General features: G+C 51.8%; 20 protein-coding genes. 5 read left to right on the top strand and 15 right to left on the bottom strand.

The window, feature by feature from the left end; translation table 11 throughout:
* Nucleotides 1-46 precede the first annotated feature (46 nt).
* Nucleotides 47-223: a hypothetical protein gene (locus tag H8S75_RS01690; protein WP_187018868.1), complete on the top strand. Its 177-nt coding sequence runs from the start codon at nucleotides 47-49 to the stop codon at nucleotides 221-223.
* Nucleotides 224-392: 169 nt separating this feature from the next.
* Nucleotides 393-1664, top strand: coding sequence for a peptidoglycan-binding protein (locus H8S75_RS01685; RefSeq protein ID WP_187018866.1), 1272 nt, complete (start codon nucleotides 393-395; stop codon nucleotides 1662-1664).
* 113 nt (nucleotides 1665-1777) lie between these two features.
* Here the strand turns inward: H8S75_RS01685 and H8S75_RS01680 are convergent, their stop codons facing one another.
* From H8S75_RS01680 to H8S75_RS01620, 13 genes are all read right to left on the bottom strand, one after another.
* Nucleotides 1778-2683, bottom strand: coding sequence for a DUF368 domain-containing protein (locus H8S75_RS01680; RefSeq protein ID WP_187018864.1), 906 nt, complete (start codon nucleotides 2681-2683; stop codon nucleotides 1778-1780).
* A 32-nt stretch (nucleotides 2684-2715) separates the two neighbouring features.
* A complete protein-coding gene (locus H8S75_RS01675) occupies nucleotides 2716-3360 on the bottom strand; it encodes an HAD family hydrolase (protein WP_187018862.1) in 645 nt (214 codons plus the stop codon).
* 197 nt (nucleotides 3361-3557) lie between these two features.
* The gene (locus H8S75_RS01670; RefSeq protein WP_117623608.1) at nucleotides 3558-4196 is read right to left on the bottom strand and encodes a cytidylate kinase-like family protein; all 639 of its coding nucleotides are present in this window, start codon (nucleotides 4194-4196) and stop codon (nucleotides 3558-3560) included.
* Nucleotides 4197-4365: 169 nt separating this feature from the next.
* Nucleotides 4366-5148 carry an N-acetylmuramoyl-L-alanine amidase gene (locus H8S75_RS01665; RefSeq protein ID WP_187018859.1) on the bottom strand — a complete coding sequence of 261 codons (783 nt, stop codon included), beginning with the start codon at nucleotides 5146-5148 and terminating at the stop codon, nucleotides 4366-4368.
* A 72-nt stretch (nucleotides 5149-5220) separates the two neighbouring features.
* Nucleotides 5221-7425, bottom strand: a complete 2205-nt coding sequence (locus H8S75_RS01660; RefSeq protein ID WP_187018857.1) for a glycoside hydrolase family 2 protein — start codon at nucleotides 7423-7425, stop codon at nucleotides 5221-5223.
* Between the two features lie 134 nt (nucleotides 7426-7559).
* On the bottom strand, nucleotides 7560-8015 hold the full coding sequence (locus tag H8S75_RS01655; protein WP_187018854.1) for an Lrp/AsnC family transcriptional regulator: 456 nt from the start codon (nucleotides 8013-8015) through the stop codon (nucleotides 7560-7562).
* Between the two features lie 175 nt (nucleotides 8016-8190).
* Nucleotides 8191-9420, bottom strand: coding sequence for an LL-diaminopimelate aminotransferase (locus tag H8S75_RS01650; RefSeq protein WP_187018852.1), 1230 nt, complete (start codon nucleotides 9418-9420; stop codon nucleotides 8191-8193).
* A gap of 21 nt (nucleotides 9421-9441) precedes the next feature.
* The gene (dapF, locus tag H8S75_RS01645; RefSeq protein ID WP_187018849.1) at nucleotides 9442-10251 is read right to left on the bottom strand and encodes a diaminopimelate epimerase; all 810 of its coding nucleotides are present in this window, start codon (nucleotides 10249-10251) and stop codon (nucleotides 9442-9444) included.
* Nucleotides 10252-10261: 10 nt separating this feature from the next.
* Entirely contained in the window at nucleotides 10262-10810 is a 549-nt protein-coding gene (locus tag H8S75_RS01640; RefSeq protein ID WP_187018847.1) for an ANTAR domain-containing response regulator, read from the bottom strand.
* A 45-nt stretch (nucleotides 10811-10855) separates the two neighbouring features.
* The gene (gene glnA, locus H8S75_RS01635; RefSeq protein ID WP_187018845.1) at nucleotides 10856-12193 is read right to left on the bottom strand and encodes a type I glutamate--ammonia ligase; all 1338 of its coding nucleotides are present in this window, start codon (nucleotides 12191-12193) and stop codon (nucleotides 10856-10858) included.
* Between the two features lie 233 nt (nucleotides 12194-12426).
* Nucleotides 12427-14331: a heavy metal translocating P-type ATPase gene (locus tag H8S75_RS01630; RefSeq protein ID WP_187018843.1), complete on the bottom strand. Its 1905-nt coding sequence runs from the start codon at nucleotides 14329-14331 to the stop codon at nucleotides 12427-12429.
* A 16-nt stretch (nucleotides 14332-14347) separates the two neighbouring features.
* Nucleotides 14348-14572, bottom strand: coding sequence for a cation transporter (locus H8S75_RS01625; RefSeq protein WP_002603175.1), 225 nt, complete (start codon nucleotides 14570-14572; stop codon nucleotides 14348-14350).
* A 27-nt stretch (nucleotides 14573-14599) separates the two neighbouring features.
* The gene (locus H8S75_RS01620; RefSeq protein WP_025531196.1) at nucleotides 14600-14965 is read right to left on the bottom strand and encodes an ArsR/SmtB family transcription factor; all 366 of its coding nucleotides are present in this window, start codon (nucleotides 14963-14965) and stop codon (nucleotides 14600-14602) included.
* Nucleotides 14966-15364: 399 nt separating this feature from the next.
* Between H8S75_RS01620 and H8S75_RS01615 the strand changes: the two genes are divergently transcribed.
* The 3 genes from H8S75_RS01615 to H8S75_RS01605 are packed head-to-tail and all read left to right on the top strand — an operon-like array spanning nucleotide 15365 to nucleotide 17784.
* Nucleotides 15365-16165: an ABC transporter ATP-binding protein gene (locus H8S75_RS01615; RefSeq protein ID WP_187018841.1), complete on the top strand. Its 801-nt coding sequence runs from the start codon at nucleotides 15365-15367 to the stop codon at nucleotides 16163-16165.
* Nucleotides 16166-16175: 10 nt separating this feature from the next.
* The gene (locus tag H8S75_RS01610) at nucleotides 16176-16979 is read left to right on the top strand and encodes an ABC transporter permease (RefSeq protein WP_187018838.1); all 804 of its coding nucleotides are present in this window, start codon (nucleotides 16176-16178) and stop codon (nucleotides 16977-16979) included.
* A 19-nt stretch (nucleotides 16980-16998) separates the two neighbouring features.
* Complete coding sequence (locus H8S75_RS01605; RefSeq protein WP_187018836.1) at nucleotides 16999-17784, top strand: ABC transporter permease; 786 nt, start codon at nucleotides 16999-17001, stop codon at nucleotides 17782-17784.
* Nucleotides 17785-17909: 125 nt separating this feature from the next.
* On the opposite strand, the gene H8S75_RS01600 is transcribed toward H8S75_RS01605, so the two are convergent.
* Nucleotides 17910-18146, bottom strand: coding sequence for an HPr family phosphocarrier protein (locus H8S75_RS01600; RefSeq protein ID WP_002603170.1), 237 nt, complete (start codon nucleotides 18144-18146; stop codon nucleotides 17910-17912).
* A 118-nt stretch (nucleotides 18147-18264) separates the two neighbouring features.
* A complete protein-coding gene (locus H8S75_RS01595; protein WP_187018834.1) occupies nucleotides 18265-19272 on the bottom strand; it encodes a substrate-binding domain-containing protein in 1008 nt (335 codons plus the stop codon).
* Nucleotides 19273-19339 lie beyond the last annotated feature (67 nt).

The raw sequence follows: 19339 nt of genomic DNA, 5'->3' as shown, positions 1-19339 counted from the left end.
AATAGCCGGGTTCAAAACTGCAGAGACTATCTCCGAGGTGATGTTTATGATAGATAACAGTGAAATGCCCATCGGTTTTACCATGGAGCTGGCACAGCATTCCGACATTCTGACCCGTTTTGCGGAACTTCCGGAATCCAGACGGAACGAAATCGTAGACGGAGCCAGAAACGTTGAGAGCCGGACTGAAATGCGTAACTACGTAGAGTCCATGTTCCGGTAAAACGTCCGGAAATTCGGAATCCCTTCAGTCAGCCAGGATTCCTGGACTGCGGCGCCTGCCCCCTCCCGGCAGAAACATTCTCCGCCGCAGCCCGTTTTCCGGAAAAACCGGAACATTTGCGAAACAGCCGTCATATACTGTCAGTAATCATCCAATAAAGGGGCAATCTATGAGAAAATATATGACCGCTGCCGCACTGGAACCTACTGATACCGGCTCACTCCAGGTAAATGTAGTTTCTGCCGAAAACAATTTTCCTATCCGCGATGCCGAAGTTTCCATCGCTTACAAAGGAGATCCTGAAAGCACTGTAGAATCGACGAACACCAATTCTTCCGGCCAGACCGGGGAGATCCGCTTAGCCGCTCCTCCGCTGGAATACAGCCTGTCGCCCGGCTTAACCCAGCCCTATTCCGAATATACCATCACCATCCGGGCGCGGGGCTTTGCGGAAGTCGCCATCTCCGGAACGGAAATCCTTCCGGACTCTCTTGCAATCCAGCCGGTCCGTATGACGCCGCTGGCCGACGAGGTATCACCGGACACTCCCATCGTCATTCCGGATCACACGCTCTATGGTTACTATCCGCCAAAAATTGCTGAAGCTGAAGTAAAGCCGGTGGCTGAAACCGGTGAGATCGTCTTAAGCCGCGTGGTAGTTCCTCAGACCGTCGTGGTTCATGACGGAGTTCCTACCGACTCAACCGCCCCCAATTACTACGTTCCATACCGGGACTATATCAAGAATGTAGCCTCCAGTGAAATTTACGCAACCTGGCCCCGTTCCTCCATCACGGCAAACGTTCTGGCCATCATGAGCTTCACACTGAACCGTGTCTACACGGAGTGGTACCGCAACCAGGGCTATGATTTCACCATTACCTCTTCCACCGCTTTTGATCATAAATGGATCTACGGCAGAAATATCTTCCAGTCCATCTCCGAGGTTGTGGATGAGATCTTCGACAACTACTTATCGCGTCCTGAGGTAAAACAGCCGATCTTAACCCAGTACTGTGATGGCAACCGGGTGTCCTGCCAGCACAAAGGCTGGATGACGCAGTGGGGCTCCGCCGACTTAGGCGAACGCGGATACAGCCCCATTGAAATTCTGCGCTATTTCTACGGTGATGACATGTACATCAATACCGCCGAGCAGATTTCCGGCATCCCCGCTTCCTGGCCCGGCTACGATTTAACCATCGGCTCCAGCGGCCAGAAGGTACAGCAGGTGCAGGAACAGCTGGACGCCATCGCCACCGTTTACAGCGCCATCCCGCACATTACGCCGGATGGGATCTTCGGACCGGCAACCGCAGCCGCTGTACGGGAATTCCAGTCCATATTCGGCCTCCCTGTGACGGGAGTTATCGATTTCCGCACCTGGTATAAAATATCCCATATTTATGTGGGAGTCACAAGAATTGCCGAGTTAAATTAATTCATATAATTAATTAAGAAGAAAAAAGCCAGATGCATCGTTTCTGCTGATCAGACGATGCATCTGGCTTTTTGTATTTCTGTTTTTTGTATTCCCGTTTCTCAACCGCCGGCTCATCCTTCTCCGCCGCACCGAACCGCTGCTGCGTATCCCAGCAGACACAGGGAAATCCCGCCAAGCAGCTGGTAAAGTTCGATCTGTTTCCAGGCCACATCCCACAGGATCACCACCGGCGAAGAAAATACCAGGCCGATGATCACGCGGTACATCTGGCGCTCATGATTGACCAGAAGATGTTCCACAATTTTGGCAAACAGAAAAATTCCGAGTCCCAGCCCTGTAAAATACGGAAGCAGGACCAGTCCATCTGACAGAAGCGCTGGAAAATCAAACGCGGCCGCCGCCCTGATACAGCCGTTTGTCGTCTGCAGCAGCGGCTCGTACACACCGATCATCATCATGATCATGGAGCCGCTCACGCCCGGAACCACCATGGTTCCCGCAGCCAGTATGCCCACGAAGAACATGGAGATAATCCAGAACCGGCCGGAAGATAGATAGGCCGCTCCAGTCTTCGCCGCTTCGCCTCCAGCCTGCGAACCGGAGGCGAGTGATATACCGCCTGCTACGGTGATAATGATCACCACGGCGGCTGTGATGCAGATCGTAACAGCCCCCAGTCTCTTCTCCCCAGGCTCCGCCTTCGCCTTTGTCTTCTCAAACAGAGCAGGAAGGCCGCCGCCGATCAGCCCGATAAACGCCAGCTTCGTCTGTAAAGGAAACGTCCCAAATAAGTATTCGAACACCAGAGACAGGCTGATGATCCCAGCCACCGCCCCCAGACCGTAGGGAAACAGCGTTTTTATGCTTTCCACCGGTTCCTTAAAGAGCCGGTTCACCGCATGGATGATCGTGTCGTACACGCCCATGGATATGGCCAGCATCCCGCCGCTGATGCCGGGAAGGATATTGGCAATTCCTATGACCACGCCTTTCAGCAATTCACCGATATACTCCAAATCATTCCTCCTTCAAGGTTGTATATCGTATTTTATGCTTCAGCCACCACTTCTAATACCTCTTTCACCCTGGCAATGTGATAATCCGCCAGACTCTGGTCGAAATTGTAGCGGTTATCGATCACCGCCGCGATCTTCATCCCGGCTCTGCTGGCCGCTGTAATCCCGATGGTGGAATCCTCCACCGCCAGACACTCTTCCGTCCTTACGCCCAGCTGAGACGCTGTATACTGATAGATTTCAGGGTCCGGTTTGCTCCGTTTAAACTGGCTGCCGCTGACCACCACTTCAAAATATTCCCTTATCTCATTTTCACGAAGAACCCGTTCCACCAAATCCATCTGAGTGGAAGAAGCCAGTGCGAGCCGGTATCCCTTTTCCTTCAAAGTTCTTAAGACCTCTGTAACTTCCGGGCGGTAAATCTCTCTATAGTCCACCTCACTGTAAATATCACGCTGGCGGCACTCATCTCTCAATTCCTCCCACGGCTGTCCGTTATCGACCGCACGCTCCAGTACCTCCCACGCCTCTTTTTTTGTCGCGCCAACCATCGGATAAAGTTGTTCAATGCGCACGTTCGGGTTCTTCTTCCTGGCAAATTCCAACTGAAATTCCAAATACGTTCCCTCGCTGTCGATGATCACGCCATCCATGTCAAAAATCACTGCCTTAACCATGTGTTTCCTCTCTCCTGTCCCTTATCCTGCGTTACCAGTATTTCCGTTTACCATTCCCAGGCGCCTTTTCACAAGTCCGGCCTGCCCGGATGGCTCTATCATATCACACTACTGCCGGTTTTCACAATATATCATTTTTATCCTGTTCAGCCGCCCCAAAAAAACGGCACAGCCAAACCTGACTGTGCCGCCCAAACTCATATTTTATAGCCTCTGATCTTTATGTACTCCTCGATCATTCTGACACTCCCCTTGATCCCGGCCGTTGATGTATTGATCAGAAGATCGTAGTTCTCCGGGTCCGCCCATCCTCTCCCGGTATAATAACGGTAGTAATTCCGTCGTTCCTTGTCTATCCGCTTTACATTCTTCTTAATGTCCTCCGGCGCATAGAGTTCTTTCTCCTTAATCCTGCGGATTCTCGCGTCCATATCCGAATAAATGAATATCCGTACCAGTTCGATGTTGTCCGCGTCCTCCAGCACGTAATCCGCGCAACGGCCCACAATGACGCAGGACTGCTCCTCTGCCAGCTTCCGGATCACCTCAGACTGAAAACGGAATAAGTTGTCCGCCGAGATTAAGTCCGAACCGAAGCTTGGGCCTCTCATCTCCGGTGTCATACTGCTGATAATCCGGTACAGAAGCCGGTTCCCCGCTTTCTCATCCGCCAGATGAAAGTAACTCTCCTTGATGCCGCTCTCGTCGGAATTCATACGCAGGATATTCTTGTCGTAAAAATCAATTCCCAGTTCTCCCGCCAACTTCCGACCGATTTCATTGCCGCCGCTGCCATACTGACGGCCAATGGTAATAACAAGTTTCTTATCTCCCATGTGAATCCCTCCTGTGCATGCGTGACCGTTGATTTGTTGTTTTGTTGTTTTGTTGTTTTTCTGTCTCTATTATAACACACATTTTCTGTTGCGGACACTATTTTTCCGGAATATGGAGTTCCCCGGCGGGACCATTTTCACCGTTGGAAAATGGTCCCGGTCCGGTCTCTTAAGAAACGGCCGGTCTTCTGACAAGAAATGTATTGTATCCATACCGTCTCAGCTCCTGCTCCATGCGCACGGCGTTATCCAGCTCACGGAAAGCGCCGGCACGTACCTTGAATAAACCATCCTCATTGACGATAAACGCCGGGAATCCCTGGGACCGCAGCGTATTCATCTGCTGTTCTGCCAGAGAGCGGATGCGGTAAGCTCCCGTCTGAATCTGGTAGTACTCCGGCTGCGCCGCTTCCCCTTCCCGGATCGTTGTCAGAATTCCGTCGGCAATCGCTCTTGCGATGGCATCAATATTATCATCAAAGAGCTGGTTGTCGGCCTCATTGTCGATGAATCCCACCTCAACCAGGACGGCCGGCATCTCGGTTCTGCGAAGCACGACCAGCCCCGGCCTCTCGATGATACCCAGGTTGGCAAACCCCGTATTGGCCAGTTCTTCGTTGATATTGTTCGCAAGCTGTGCCGGAACTCCCTTATTCTCAAATACGAGACTCATAACTCCGGAGGCGCTGCCCGGTATTGGCATGGCATTCCGGTGAATCGATACGAAATAGTCCGCTCCCGCCTCATTCGCCATCGTGGCCTTTTCCAGAGGCGTATTATACGTATCATCTGTTCTTGTATATCTGACGTCTACTCCATTCTCCGACAGAATTTTTCCTACCGCCAGGGCAAGCCTCAATGCATCGTCCTTTTCCTGTCTTCCTTCAAATTTTGCGCCCGGATCAGCGCCGCCGTGACCGGCATCTATCACTACTATCTTTCTTTCAGCCAAAAGAAAAACTCCTTTCACATACCTCTATGATGTAAAGTATGTGAAAAGAGCCCTGAATGTACCATTTTTGATCTATTCCTGCAGTTTCTTCACTTTTGTAAGGCGTTCGTTCAGCCGGACGACCCATTCCCTGCGTATGAGTCCTCCCGATTTCCTTGCAATGCTTTCTAACGGAAGTTCTCCCAGCGTATGCAGCAGGGGCTGGCTCAACACATCGGCTCCCGCCTCCTCCTCCAAAACCTTTTTCGCCTCCGGATTGTCCAAAATCTCATCCAGTGTATCGTATACGGAATGATACCCGTTCCTCACACGGTATTCGGTCGCCACCTCCCGCATCTCCGCATTCCTGTCCTGTCTGAATAAATAGGAAGGTTCATCCGCCTGTTCTCCATACAGGATCACATCATCGTAATCTCCGCGCTCCGTCTTCACCAGAATATCATTCTTCCCCGGAAGCAGCACCACTCCGTCCAGCCAGAAGATATGGCAGTCCTTGCACATGGCTCCCATGGATTTGCTGTTCACAAACAGTTCCACGTCCTCCGCGTTAGAATAAACACGGATAGTATTACTGCTTTCCGCCCGCCTCTTATAACGCTTTCCGGTAATATGAACCACCGGCTCCCCGGACCACTCCGCCTTATACAGGTAAAATGCGTCCTTTCTCGTCTTTCGGTCATACGTGACCAGTCCCTTGTTATTTCTCCCGCTCACACCGCCTTCCTTTCGGTTGACGGAGGCGAAATCACACAGATTCCACACATAGGACGCCCACACCAGCGGATGCTCCCTTATGATTGCCAGCATCTCTTCGTGGTACAGAGACTGGTAGCTTTCGGAGTAATCGCCTTTCGTCGGCGAACCGGTCTGGTAAGTCAGAATTCCATCCGCGCCGTATTCCGATATGGCGATCGGAACGGGCACCTGCTTCTGCTGCAGTTCATCCAGCCAGACTCCCATGTCACTGCATTCGCCCACATACCATCCGTAATAGACGTTATAGCCGATTCCGTCAGTAATAACGCTCAAAGGGCTGTCCTCCGCAAGCGTCATCATGTGGGAGCAGACCGTGATTCGTCCGGGATCAAGGCGTTTCGCCAATGCATTCATCTCCCGAAGCGCCTCCTCCACCCAGTCCTCTGCGCCGAACATGGTCACATCGTTGCCGATTCCCCAGAAGCAGATGGACGGATGGTTGTAGTTCTGTTTTATCAGCTCCGTCAGCTGCAAAAGAGCGTTGTCTCTGGCCGCCGCACTGTCTGAAAGCCTGGAAATAAACGGAATCTCCGCCCATACTGCCAGCCCCTCCCGGTCGCACAGCTCATAAAAATAAGGAGCATGCTGATAGTGGGCCAGCCTTACGGTATTGGCGCCGATTTCCTTTAAGAGGGCCATGTCCTCCTCCATGTCCTCCCGGGAAATGGCCCATCCGCAGTCCTCTCTGTCCTGATGACGCCCTACGCCGTGGAGAAACAGCCTCTCTCCGTTCAGCTGAAAACCGCTTTCTGCGGAAAGGCTGATACTTCGAAAGCCGAATCGGATCATCCGCTTCTCCATCCACTTTCCGTTTTTCAGCAAATCTGCGGACAGCGTGTACTGATAAGCACCACTACGTCCATTCCACAAAACAGGCTGCTCGATAAAAAGCTCTGCCGGCTCCTTTCCTGCCTTGACCGTCGCTTTCGTACACAGCTCCCCGTCCTGATCCAGCACCTGGCAGCAGACCTCGCACCCTTCCGGCTCGTCCACCACACTGTACACGCGGACCCGTCCTCTTCCGCCGCCCGTAATCTCCGGAATGATATAAACACCCTCAGAGCCGTCGTCATCCAGGCTGAATCTCGACGAATCCGCCACCACAAGATTGACATCCCGGTAAATACCGCCGAAAAACGTGTAGTCCGCCGCGATCGGATACACATCGTCGCGCACGGAATTGTCCACCCGCACTTCAATCCGGTTGTACTGCCCCGGTCTCATCCATTCCGTAATGTTAAACCGGAATAAGGAGTAGCCGCCTTTATGCGTCCCCACTGGCTGACCATTGATCACAACCTCGGCGACACTGCCCGCAGCGCCTATCTCCAGATAGATATCCCTGCCTTTCCAGTCATCCGACATCACAATCTGCTTTTCATAGACGCACGCTCCCACATAACCGCCGTTTCCATTCTGACCTCCCCTGATATCCCAGATGTGAGGCAGCGTAACCACGGAGGCAGGGCTTCCATCGCCTTTTCTGAATTTCCAGTCAGAATTAATATTGTATCTTTTCATTCTGCTCCTCCCTGCTGAAAATGCACTTGTCAGCCTGATACACTTTAGATATATTATACAAAAAATTCAGAAAATGCACAATACTATTTATAAAAATGCACTATAATTAATAATTAGTTAATCGATCGAAGATATTAATCGTGAAAGCTACCAGCCTCCATGACATCCGCCCCCCTGGGACCGACCGGAGTTGACAGTACGATCTGTGTGTTCGTCTTCCCGTATTTCTGCACTTCACCGATAAAAGCGTCCAGCTCCGTGGTGCTCCGGAAGGTCACCTTCAGCAGCATGGAGTAATCTCCCGTCACGCAGCTGCACTCCAGCACATTGGGAATCTCCGCCATCCGTTCGTAAAATCCCAGCTTCTCTCCAGGCACAACATCCAGATTTACATATGCCGTGATGTGATATCCCAGCTTAACCGGATCCACCGCCGCGTGGTACCCAGTGATGATGTCCTCCCGTTCCAGTTTTCCAATCCTGGAGGAAACCGCCGGCGAAGACAGAAAGGTACTCTCAGCAATCTTCTTGAGGGAATACCTTGCATTTTCCTGCAGCATCTGCAATATTTTCTTATCGATCTCATCCATCTGATTTTTCTCTCCTTTTATAGAATAAAAATTCCGGCAAGCGGAGTCCCCTGTGAAACAAAAAAAGCGTCAGTACCACCAGGGTACGAACGCTTTTGTCCTTTTTATTCACAACCATTATCTTTATTTTCTTATTTCTCATCTAGCATAACCACAGAAAGGGCGGTTGTCAACGTTATTTTCTTAGGGAAACCATATTTTTCATGCGTTCCACGGCCTCCACCGTATTCTCATACGTGCCAAATGCCGTTAAACGAAAATATCCCTCGCCGCTGGGCCCGAATCCGCTTCCAGGAGTTCCCACCACGCCGGCCTCATTTAAGAGGCAGTCGAAGAACTCCCAGGAGGTCATTCCGCCAGGGACTAAAAGCCAGATATAGGGGGCGTTGACACCGCCGTACACCTCGCATCCGATTTCCTTCAGCCCCTCATAGATCACCTTCGCATTTCTCATATAATAGGCTACCTGTTCCTTTAGCTGCTCTCTGCCTTCCGGAGAGTATACCGCCTCACCGGCCTTCTGAACGATATAGGGGGCGCCGTTGAACTTCGTTCCGTGGCGCCTCGCCCACAGGGAATGGAGCATGACACCTCCACGGACCAACTCCTTCGGAATCACGGTAAATCCCAGACGCACGCCGGTAAAGCCGGCGTTTTTCGAGAAGGAACGGAACTCTATGGCACATGTTCTGGCCCCTTCGATCTCGAAGATGGAGTGCGGAACCGACGGCTCTGCGATATACGCCTCATAAGCCGCATCGTAAAGGATCACGGCTCCCGTTCTGTTGGCATAGTCGACCCACACCTTAAGCTGGTCTCTCGTAAGCGTCGTTCCGGTCGGATTGTTTGGAACGCACAGATAGATCAGATCGGGAGTCTCCTCCGGGAGTTCCGGGACAAACTGGTTTTCCGCCGTGCACGGCATGTAAATGACTCTGCTCCATTTTCCCGTCTTCTCATCATACTCTCCGGTTCTGCCGGCCATGACGTTGGAATCCACGTAAACCGGATAGACCGGATCGCAGACTGCAATTACCGCGTCCTCGCTGAAAATCTCCTGGATATTGCCGCAGTCGCATTTCGCACCGTCGGAGATGAAGATTTCATCCGCCTCGATCTTACATCCACGGGCGGCGTAATCACCAGCCGCGATGGCCTCCCGCAAAAAGCCATAGCCAAGATCCGGCGCGTAACCATGAAATGTCTCTACACTGCCCATCTCCTCCACGGCATCGTGAAGCGCCTTTATGAGAGCCGGCGCAATGGGCTGCGTGACGTCGCCGATTCCCAAACGGATAATCTTCTTATCCGGATTTGCAGCGGTATAGGCATTCACCTTTTTCGCAATAGCGGAAAACAGGTAGCTTCCCGGCAGTTTCAGATAGTTGTCATTTACTTTTACCATCGATGTCCTCCTGTGAGCAAATTATAAATTTTCTGGATCAAATTCCCCCTGAAATACTTCCACAGCCGGTCCGGTCATATACACATGGCCGCTCTCCCGGTCCCAGGTTATGCTTAATATTCCCCCCTTCAGTTCCACCTCCACGGTATTCTCCGTCCTGCCGCTTAAGATGGAGGCTACAGCGCTCGCCGTCGCTCCTGTGCCGCAGGCCCACGTCTCTCCGCTTCCGCGCTCCCACACACGCATGCGGAGATGGCTTCTGTCGATCACCTGGATAAACTCTGAGTTGGTCCGTTCCGGGAAACGTTTATGTGTCTCAAACGCCGGTCCCATGGCCTCTAAATCCAATCCGTCAATCTCATCCATATAATAGATGGCGTGAGGATTTCCCATGGAGATTCCAATGAACTCATAGGACCGGCCGTCGATCATGATCGGCTCCGGCACCTCTCCCGTCACCTCGGGAATCCCCATATCCACGGTGATTAATGAGGCCTTACCGCCCTCGTCAGTGACCTTTAAATGCTTGATTCCCGCCTTCGTCTCCACATCGAATTCATCCTTTTCCACAATATGGTGGTCGTACACGTATTTCCCCACACACCGGATTCCGTTTCCGCACATCTCGCTCTCGGAGCCGTCGGCATTAAACATCTTCATGCGGCAGTCCGCCTGCCCGGAAGGACAGATCAAAATCAGGCCATCCGAACCGATTCCAAAATGGCGGTCACTGACCTTTACCGCCAGCTCCTCCGGTCTCTCCACCGTCTCCTCAAAACAGTTGATATACACGTAGTCGTTCCCCGTTCCCTGCATCTTTGTAAACTTCATGGTATCCCCCTTATCTGTTAATCAGGCTCATGATCATCTGCGCGGTTTCCACCATGTTGGTGCCGCTGTCCATGCTGCATTTCTGCAGATAGCGGTGGGCATCCGCCTCGGTCATATGGTTTCTGTCCATCAGAAGTTCCTTCGCCTGTTTGATTAATTCCTGTTCTTCCCTGCTCCGTTCCAGGGGCTTCAGTCTCTGTTTTCTCCTTCTCCTGACCAGCGATTCCATCATCATCTCCAGAGTGCTGATCAGATCGTGAACCTTCAGGGGCAGCCCGAGACAGACTACATCCTCCGGCGCTCTTCCGTTCCAGTGTCCCGGCGATGCCACCAAAAGCATCCGGACTCCCGGAGGCAGACAGTCGTAGAGTTCGTCGTACACCATGTCTGCAAATCTGGCCCCGCATACCACAATCCCACTTCCCAGTTCATCGGCGCTGTTAATGGCCTGTGCGCCGGAAGTACAGACCGCCGCGACCGAAAAGCCATTTTTTGCAAGGATATTCCTAATATTTTTCGCGTCCTCCGGTTTGGAGAACGCCACAATCACATTGGCCAAGCGCACTCACCTCCAGGGTATCGAATCAGCTGAGAAACAAAAAAATTAATACTTATACAAGTACTCCTTTGTCTCCCAATCCGTTACGTACGCCCGAAACATCCTCCATTCGGCTTCCTTGGCCTCCAGATACTTGGTATAAATATGCTCTCCCAGAACCTCTTTCATAAATTCGCTGCTCTTAAATTCCTCGATGGCCTCTCCGAGCGTCTCAGGAAGCCTGGAAATACCGCGCGCAAGAACCTCCTCCGGCGCCATGGTATAAATATTAGTATCCACACTGTCGGGCGGAACCATACCTTTTTTAATTCCGTCCAGGCCAGCCGCCAGGCAGGCCGCCAGCGCCAGATATGGATTGACGGAAGGGTCCGGGCAGCGCAGCTCGATCCGGGTGCTCTCTCCTCTCGACGACGGAATCCGAATCAGCGGACTGCGGTTTGCCTTTGCGGACCACGCGATATAGATGGGCGCGTCGTACCCGGGTACGAGCCGCTTGTAGGAATTCACCAGCGGATTCGTTAAAATGGTCATCTCCTTCATATGGCAGAGGATGCCGGCCATAAACTGGTAGGCGAGCTGGCTGAGCCCCAATGGATCCGCCTCATCCTCAAATAAGTTCTTTCCATTTAAATCAGACAGGGACATATTTAAATGCATGCCCGATCCATTGACTCCCGCCTTCGGCTTCGGCATAAACGTGGCATGAAGGCCGTGGCGTTTCGCAATCGCTTTTACTGCCATCTTAAACGTCATGACATTGTCAGCCGTCACCAGCCCTTCCGCGTATTCAAAGTCGATTTCATGCTGTCCCGGCGCCATCTCATGGTGAGATGCCTCTATCATAAATCCCATATCCTCCAGATTTAGCACGATATCCCGGCGGACATTCTCTCCCTGATCAATAGGAGCCACGTCGAAGTACCCGGCCATTTCGTGGGTCTCCGTCGTCGGTCGTCCCTCCTCGTCTGTCTGAAAAATAAAAAATTCGCATTCCGGTCCGGCGTTAAAGACAAAACCCATATCGGCCGCTTCCTTTAGCACGCTTCTCAGCACATACCGCGGATCCCCCTCAAACGGAGTCTTATTGGGACGGTAGACGTCACACATCAGCCGCGCCACCTTTCCCTGCTGCGGGCGCCACGGAAAAATCTCAAAGGTATCCAGATCCGGATATAAATACATATCGGATTCCTCGATCCGCACAAAGCCCTCGATCGAGGACCCGTCAAACATACAGCGGTTATCGAGCGCCTTCTTCAGCTGGCTCGATGTGATGGCAACATTTTTCAACATGCCAAAAATGTCAGTGAATTGAAGTCGGATAAACTCCACATCTTCCTCTTCCACGATTCGGAAGATATCTTCCTTACTGTATTTGCTCATAATAGCTTCTCCCTTCCCTATGACACAAAAAGGGGCGTGATGTGCCAGAACCCCTGACCGGAGCTTCCGCCCCGATGAAATTCTCTTACATCACCCCCGTTATATGCATAAAATATAACAGCTTGAAAAAAGTTTGTCAATGTATTTTTATTCTTATTCTGGAAGCATTTTATTCATATTTGGAAAACAATCCAGTCATCCGGTTTTCCCGCAAAGGTATGGGGCCATTTCCCTTAAACTTCCGTACCTGCGCTGCCCTCAAACGCCTTCTCCCGCGCCTTCTTATAATTCAGCGCCCTGATGGCATTTAAGATCGCCAGTACCGAAACACCCACATCGGCGAATACCGCCGCCCACATGGTTGCAAATCCGAGTGCCGTCAGAATCAAAACCAGTACCTTGACACCGATTGCAAATATAATATTCTGTTTTACAATCCGCATGGTTTTTCTGGCGATAACGATGGCATCCACGAGTTTGGAAGGTTCGTCTGTCATAATCACCACATCCGCGGCTTCCACTGCCGCATCGGAACCGATTCCGCCCATGGCGATACCGATATCCGCTCTGGCAAGAACAGGGGCGTCATTGATGCCGTCGCCCACGAATCCCAGTGTGCTGCCTTCCGGCTTCGTAGTGAGGAGTTCTTCTACCTTCCCCACTTTATCCCCCGGCAGGAGGCCGCCGTACGCTTCATCGAGGCTCAGCCTATCTGCAACCGCCCTGCCCACTTCCGGTTTGTCTCCGGTCAGCATTATGAGGCGTCTGACGCCTGCTCTTCTCAGTCCGTGCAGCGCTTCCGGCACATCCTCGCGCACCGTATCGGAAATGATGATGGAACCGAGGAACACGCCGCCTTCTGCGATGTAAAGGGATGTTCCCATAATCTCCGGCACATCGGTAATGGTGATTCCCTGTGCCTTCATCAGCCTTTCGTTACCGATAAATAAGTCTTTTCTGCCGTTCTCCAGATCCAGTACCGCGTGGATTCCGTGTCCGGCAATCTCTTCCGCCGTGATAATCCTGGATTCCTCCACGCTCTTTCCATATGCGTCCTTCACCGACAGGGCAATCGGATGGTTGGAATGAAACTCTCCGTAGGCCGCCAGTTCAAGCAGTTCGTCCTTCGTTCCCTCCACCGGTTTTACCCGTGTCACCTGGAACTTTCCAGTGGTCAGTGTTCCTGTCTTATCAAATACCACCGTATCGAGTGACGCCACCGCTTCCAGATAGTTGCTTCCCTTCATCAGGATCCCCTGCTTCGAAGCCGCTCCCAGGCCTCCGAAGAAGCTGAGCGGGACGGAGATAACCAGTGCGCATGGGCAGGACACTACCAGGAAACTGCACGCGCGGTAAATCCAGATTCCCCAGTTTCCGGCCAAGAGCAAAGGCGGAATAATAGCCAGAGCCAGCGCCAGACAGACGACCACCGGGGTATACACTCTGGCAAATTTGGTGATGAAGTTCTCGGCCTTTGCCTTTCTGGAGCTGGCATTTTCCACCAGTTCCAGGATCTTTGCCACGGTGGAGTCATCGAACAGCTTCGTCACCCGGACCTCCAGAACTCCGTTTAGATTGATAGAGCCGCTGATGATCGGATCATGATCCTTTACCTCCACCGGCATGGACTCTCCGGTCAGCGCCTTCGTATCGAGGCTGGAGTTTCCTTTTATAATCACGCCGTCGAGCGGCACCTTTTCCCCTGGCTTAACGACGATCGTATCTCCGATTTCGACTTCATACGGATCGACCTTCTCTTCTTTTCCATCCCGGACCAGGTTGGCATACTCCGGGTTGATATCCATCAGCTCGGTGATGGACTTTCTCGACTTGTTGACAGCATAATCGCTGAATAACTCTCCTACCTGATAAAACAGCATGACCGCAACCGCTTCTTCCAGGGCTCCACACCCAATCGCTCCGAAGGTTGCCACTGTCATCAGGAAATTCTCATCAAATACCTGGCCATGGGAAATGTTGCGCACCGCCTTGAGCGGAATGTCATATCCGGCAGACAGATAGGAAATCACAAATGGAATCCAGGCATAAGCCGTCTTCCCTTCCATCAGGGCTCCTGCGATCAGAAATACCGCGCTGACCGCCAGCCTTACTACCATCGTTTTCTGTTTTTTCGTCATCGCTGCTCCTTAACGTTTACCGGAGTACCTTAAATTCTGCTTCCGGTTCTATCTTATATGCAATTTTTCTGCTTTCTTCCACAATCGCGTCTGCACGGTCGTCCTCGACCTCCATGGTCAGTCTCTGCGTCATAAAGCTGAGTGCCGCAGACTTCACGCCTGCCAGCTTTGAAACCTCAGTCTCGATCTTTGAAGCACAGTTTGCACAGCATAAACCTTCTAATTTAATAATCTTTCTCATACCTTACTCTCTCCTTTTTCTTTTCTCTTATTCGCAGATATGTTCCATGCCCTGGGCCAGAATCGTCTCGATATGGCCGTCTGCAAGGGAATAAAATACGGTTTTTCCGTCCCGCCTGAACTTTACCAGACGCATCTGCTTTAGGACGCGCAGCTGATGGGATATCGCTGACTGCCCCATCTTCAAAAGGCCTGCGATATCACAAACGCACATCTCGGACTGGCTGAGTACATACAGGATCCTGATTCTGGTGGAATCTCCGAATACCCGGAAGAATTCGGCCAGATCCAGAAGCTGCTGGTCAGCCGGCATCACCTGCATGACACGGTTTACAATGTCCTCGTGGACCGATATAAAATCACAGTGAGGTGCCTCACTGTCCTGCAGATCCATTCTGTTTCCATCCTCCATGATTTACCTCCTTCTTGTTCTTATTTTATTCCATCATATGAATAACTGTTCATATGTTTATATTATCACATTTTATGAATAAGTCAATACCCTTTTTCCGTTGACTTTTGCCCTCTCCGGTGCTAAAATGAAGTTCCTTTCTCCCGCCTTCATCCCATTCCGGGAATCGGGAAAAGAGAATATTGATACCACGGTAGAGTCCCCGGGAAGCAGGCGCCATTTCCTGCTGCACAGTCATCTCCCGGAGAGGAATGCGGTTTTTGAGGCATTCCACCGCTTGGCAAGATATTAGAACGCACTCACTGTTACGACAGATCTGCAACCGGCTGTCCTCTGTCAGAAAGTCCACGTTCCATAATATTACTACCAGGAGGAACCATTATGATTCAAGTGGAACATGTGAACAAGACTTTTAAAGTCGCAAGAAGGAGCGCCGGCTTTTCTGAAGCGGTCAGGGCGCTTTTTCACAGAGAAGTGGACTATGTCCATGCGCTGAACGACATCACCTTCACCATCGGAGACGGTGAGATGGTCGGCTACATAGGCCCCAACGGCGCAGGAAAAAGCTCCACCATCAAAATCTTAAGCGGAATTCTGACTCCCGACAGCGGAACCTGCCTCATTGACAGCCGGATACCCTGGAAGGAACGGAGGGAACACGTAAAAGAGATCGGCGTCGTATTCGGCCAGCGCTCACAGCTCTGGTGGGACGTGCCCGTCATTGATTCCTTCGAGCTTCTCCGCGACATCTATGAAATTCCCCAGACACATTACGAAGACGCACTCGACGAGCTTGTAGATTTACTGTCCTTGAGTGAAATCATGCGGACGCCTGCCAGACAGCTGTCCCTCGGCCAGCGGATGCGCTGCGAAATCGCCGCCTCCCTGCTGCACCGGCCGAAAATCTTATTTCTGGATGAACCGACCATCGGCCTGGATGCCGTCTCCAAGCTGGCGGTCCGTGACTTTATCCGCAGACATAACAGAATTCACGGCACCACGGTCCTCCTGACCACCCATGACATGCAGGACATAGAAGCCATGGCAGACCGGGTCATGCTGATCGGAAGAGGCCGTCTGCTTTTAGACGGCACCTTCGAGTCACTGAAAAATCACTGCCGGGAAGAAGGGGAAACTTTGGATGAGATGGTCGCGGATCTGTACCGCGATTATCGGATTTAGGAGGCCGCTTATGAAAAAATACCTCTCATTTTTCCGGATTCGCTTCCTACACGGGCTGCAGTACCGGACTGCCGCGGTGTCAGGCATGGTCACCCAGTTTGTCTGGGGCGCCATGGAGATTTTACTGTTCCGGGCCTTCTACCAGGCGGATTCCTCGTCATTTCCCATGACCTTTCAGGCGCTGTCAACCTACGTCTGGCTTCAGCAGGCATTTCTGGCCCTCTACATGGCCTGGTTCTGGGAGATGGAGCTGTTTGATTCCATCACCACGGGCAATGTAGCCTACGAGCTCTGCCGTCCCGTGCGCCTCTATAATATGTGGTATGTCCGGAGTCTGGCCGTCCGTCTGTCAAAGGCGGTGCTGCGCTGTATGCCGATTCTCATCGCAGCCCTTCTCCTTCCGAAGCCCTACGGCCTCACACTTCCCTCCCATGCGGGAACCTGGTTTTTTACCGTACTTTCCATGGTTCTGGCGCTGTTCATCGTCACTGCGCTTAACATGGTGGTCTATATGTCTGTTTTTTATACTATCTCCTCTCAGGGAATCCGGCTGATCGTCTCGTCGCTCTTCGATTTTTTCAGCGGCGCCGTCATCCCACTGCCCTTTTTGCCGGGAAATATAGGAGCTGTCGTCAGCCTTCTGCCCTTTGCCTCCATACAGAATGTGCCGTTCCGCATCTTCGGCGGTGATTTGAGCGGCCGTGAGATATACTTAAGCCTTTCTCTGCAGGTCTTCTGGCTGCTTGTGATGCTGGCCGCCGGCCGGGCCATGGAACGCCATGCATTGAAACACGTTGTCATACAGGGCGGTTGAGAAAAAGGAGGAATCTTTTATGAAAGCAGTACGGCTTTATTTTCGTTTTTTTGAAATGCAGTTAAAAAGCATGATGCAGCACAAGGCTTCGTTCTTTTTCACCATGCTGGGACAGTTTCTCGTCTCTTTTAACGCGTTTCTGGGCGTCTACTTCATGATGACGCGTTTTCATGAGGTTTCCGGCTTCATCTATCCGGAGGTGCTCTTATGTTTTTCCATCACGCTGATGGCGTACACGCTGGCGGAGACATTTTTCCGCAGCTTCGATACCTTCAACCTGATGATTGGAAACGGTGAATTCGACCGGATCCTGCTGCGGCCGGGCAGCTGCGTCTTCCTGGTGCTGTGCAGCAAGATCGAGCTTACAAGGATCGGACGGCTTCTCCAGGCTGTCGTCATGCTGGCTTACGGAGTGGCGAAAAGCGGTATTCTCTGGACACCGATGCGGGTGCTCACGCTGGTCCTCATGATCGGAGGCGGGACCCTCGTGTTTGCCGCTGTCTATATCATCTTCGCCTCCATCTGTTTCTTCACCCTGGAGGGGCTGGAGTTCATGAACGTGTTCACGGACGGCGCGCGGGAGTACGGTAAATATCCGATCTCCATTTACGGAAAGACGGTGCTCACGATCTGCACCTTCCTGGTGCCGTTTTCCCTGTTCCAGTACTACCCCTTCCTCTATCTGACCGGCAAAACTGCCAGGGACTGGTACGCCCTTCTTCCGCTGCCCGCCTGCCTCTTCTTAATTCCGGCGGCCTGCCTGTGGCGTTTCGGATTGTCCCATTACCAGTCCACAGGCTCATGAGAGAGCCCCTCTGAAGCAGCTGTTACACAAAAAGAAGGCAGAGAAAGTAAACGGTTCTACCTTTTACTTTCTCTGCCTTCCGGCAGTCAAAACTCTGGCTTATTCGGCCTGATTTTGCTTTTTCTTCACGCAGCGATGGGAACGATAGCTGCTATCTGATCAATTATATTATCACAGTTATCTGTATGGAAGATAACTTCTACTGTTCTCGATTTAGCAAGGGACAGCACTCCAACAATCGACTTCGCATCTACTATACGGCTTCCCAGTTTTACGTCCGCATCAAAATCACATTTGCTCATAATTTTTACAAATGAAAAGATCTGTTCTGCCTGGTCAAACGTTACGAAAATATGCTTCATTTTTATCACCCCTTTGTTTTCTGACAGTTTATATCATACCACGACACGATTCGACATTTCTACGGTAATATTTTTCTAAATACTGGAAAATATTTCGTTTTTGCCATTTATCCCTGTTTCACAGGCCGCTGCCGCCCTCATCCGGTGATACGGGACCGCCCGCCGTCACTTCCAGGCCGCCGCCGGCTCCCTCATGAATCGGATAATCCCTGCCGTCTTCCGTTTTAAATACCGCTCCTTCTCTCACTGTAAGTTCCTGATTAACCAGTGCCATGGACACCTGAGCAGACAGCTTTCCTAAAGCAGCCGGATTCCAGAGATTTAACTCCGGACACACGCAGGCGTAGTCAGAAACAGCGTCTTCCTCAGACATGGGTGGAACCCCAAGACCTGTCACCCTGATCTGTCCCTCAAGTCCCTGCTCTTTTACAACATCCGCAGCAGCCTTAATCCCTACCGTGGTGGGCGCACAGATCGCCTTAAGTGCCGGGTACCTCTCTATCAGCTCTCTCGTCCTGGCTTCGGATGCCTTATAATCATCCTCCCCATATACAATATCCACGAGACGCATATTCTGATACTCCGGCTGTTCCAGTTCCTCCATCATGGCGCGAATCCACTGGCTCTGATTAGCAGAACGGGCCTGGGCCGAAAGGATTGCCCACTGGCCCTCCCCAGCCATACAGTCCCTGACCGCATGCACCAGACTGGCGCCTGTCTCCTTCGGATCGGCCGGGCTCACATAAATGCTGCGGCTGTCCTTTTCCGTGTCAGAATCTAAAGTAGTGACCACGATTCCTTTTGCCATCGCCTCCTTTAACACGGGAGCGAGCGCATGTTCGTCACTGACCGCGATAGCGATGGCTTTCACCCGCTCCCGCATCATACGGCGCACAAGAATCACCTGATCCTGGGCCCTCGCCGATTCCGGATACAGCACCTCGCAGCGATATCCCGCTTCCTCTGTCACCTGGCGGAACGATTCCGCCACTTCTTCATTATACTGGTTATCCTTCGATTTCATGATTACTGCATATTCCGGATTCTCCTCCACCAGCCCCGCAGCACTGCACGCCGCAAGGCTTAAAATGGTCAGAAGTCCTATTATCAGCCAGAACCGTTTCACCGTCTTCCCTCCGCTGTCTCCTCTTTTGTTTCCATCATATACCAGTATAATACCCATGGGGTAATTT

The organism is Hungatella hominis (assembly GCF_014288005.1).
GTDB classification, from domain to species: Bacteria; Bacillota; Clostridia; order Lachnospirales; family Lachnospiraceae; genus Hungatella; species Hungatella effluvii.
The sequence above is the reverse complement of the archived record's forward strand: the minus strand, read 5'-3'. Positions and strand labels throughout refer to the sequence as shown.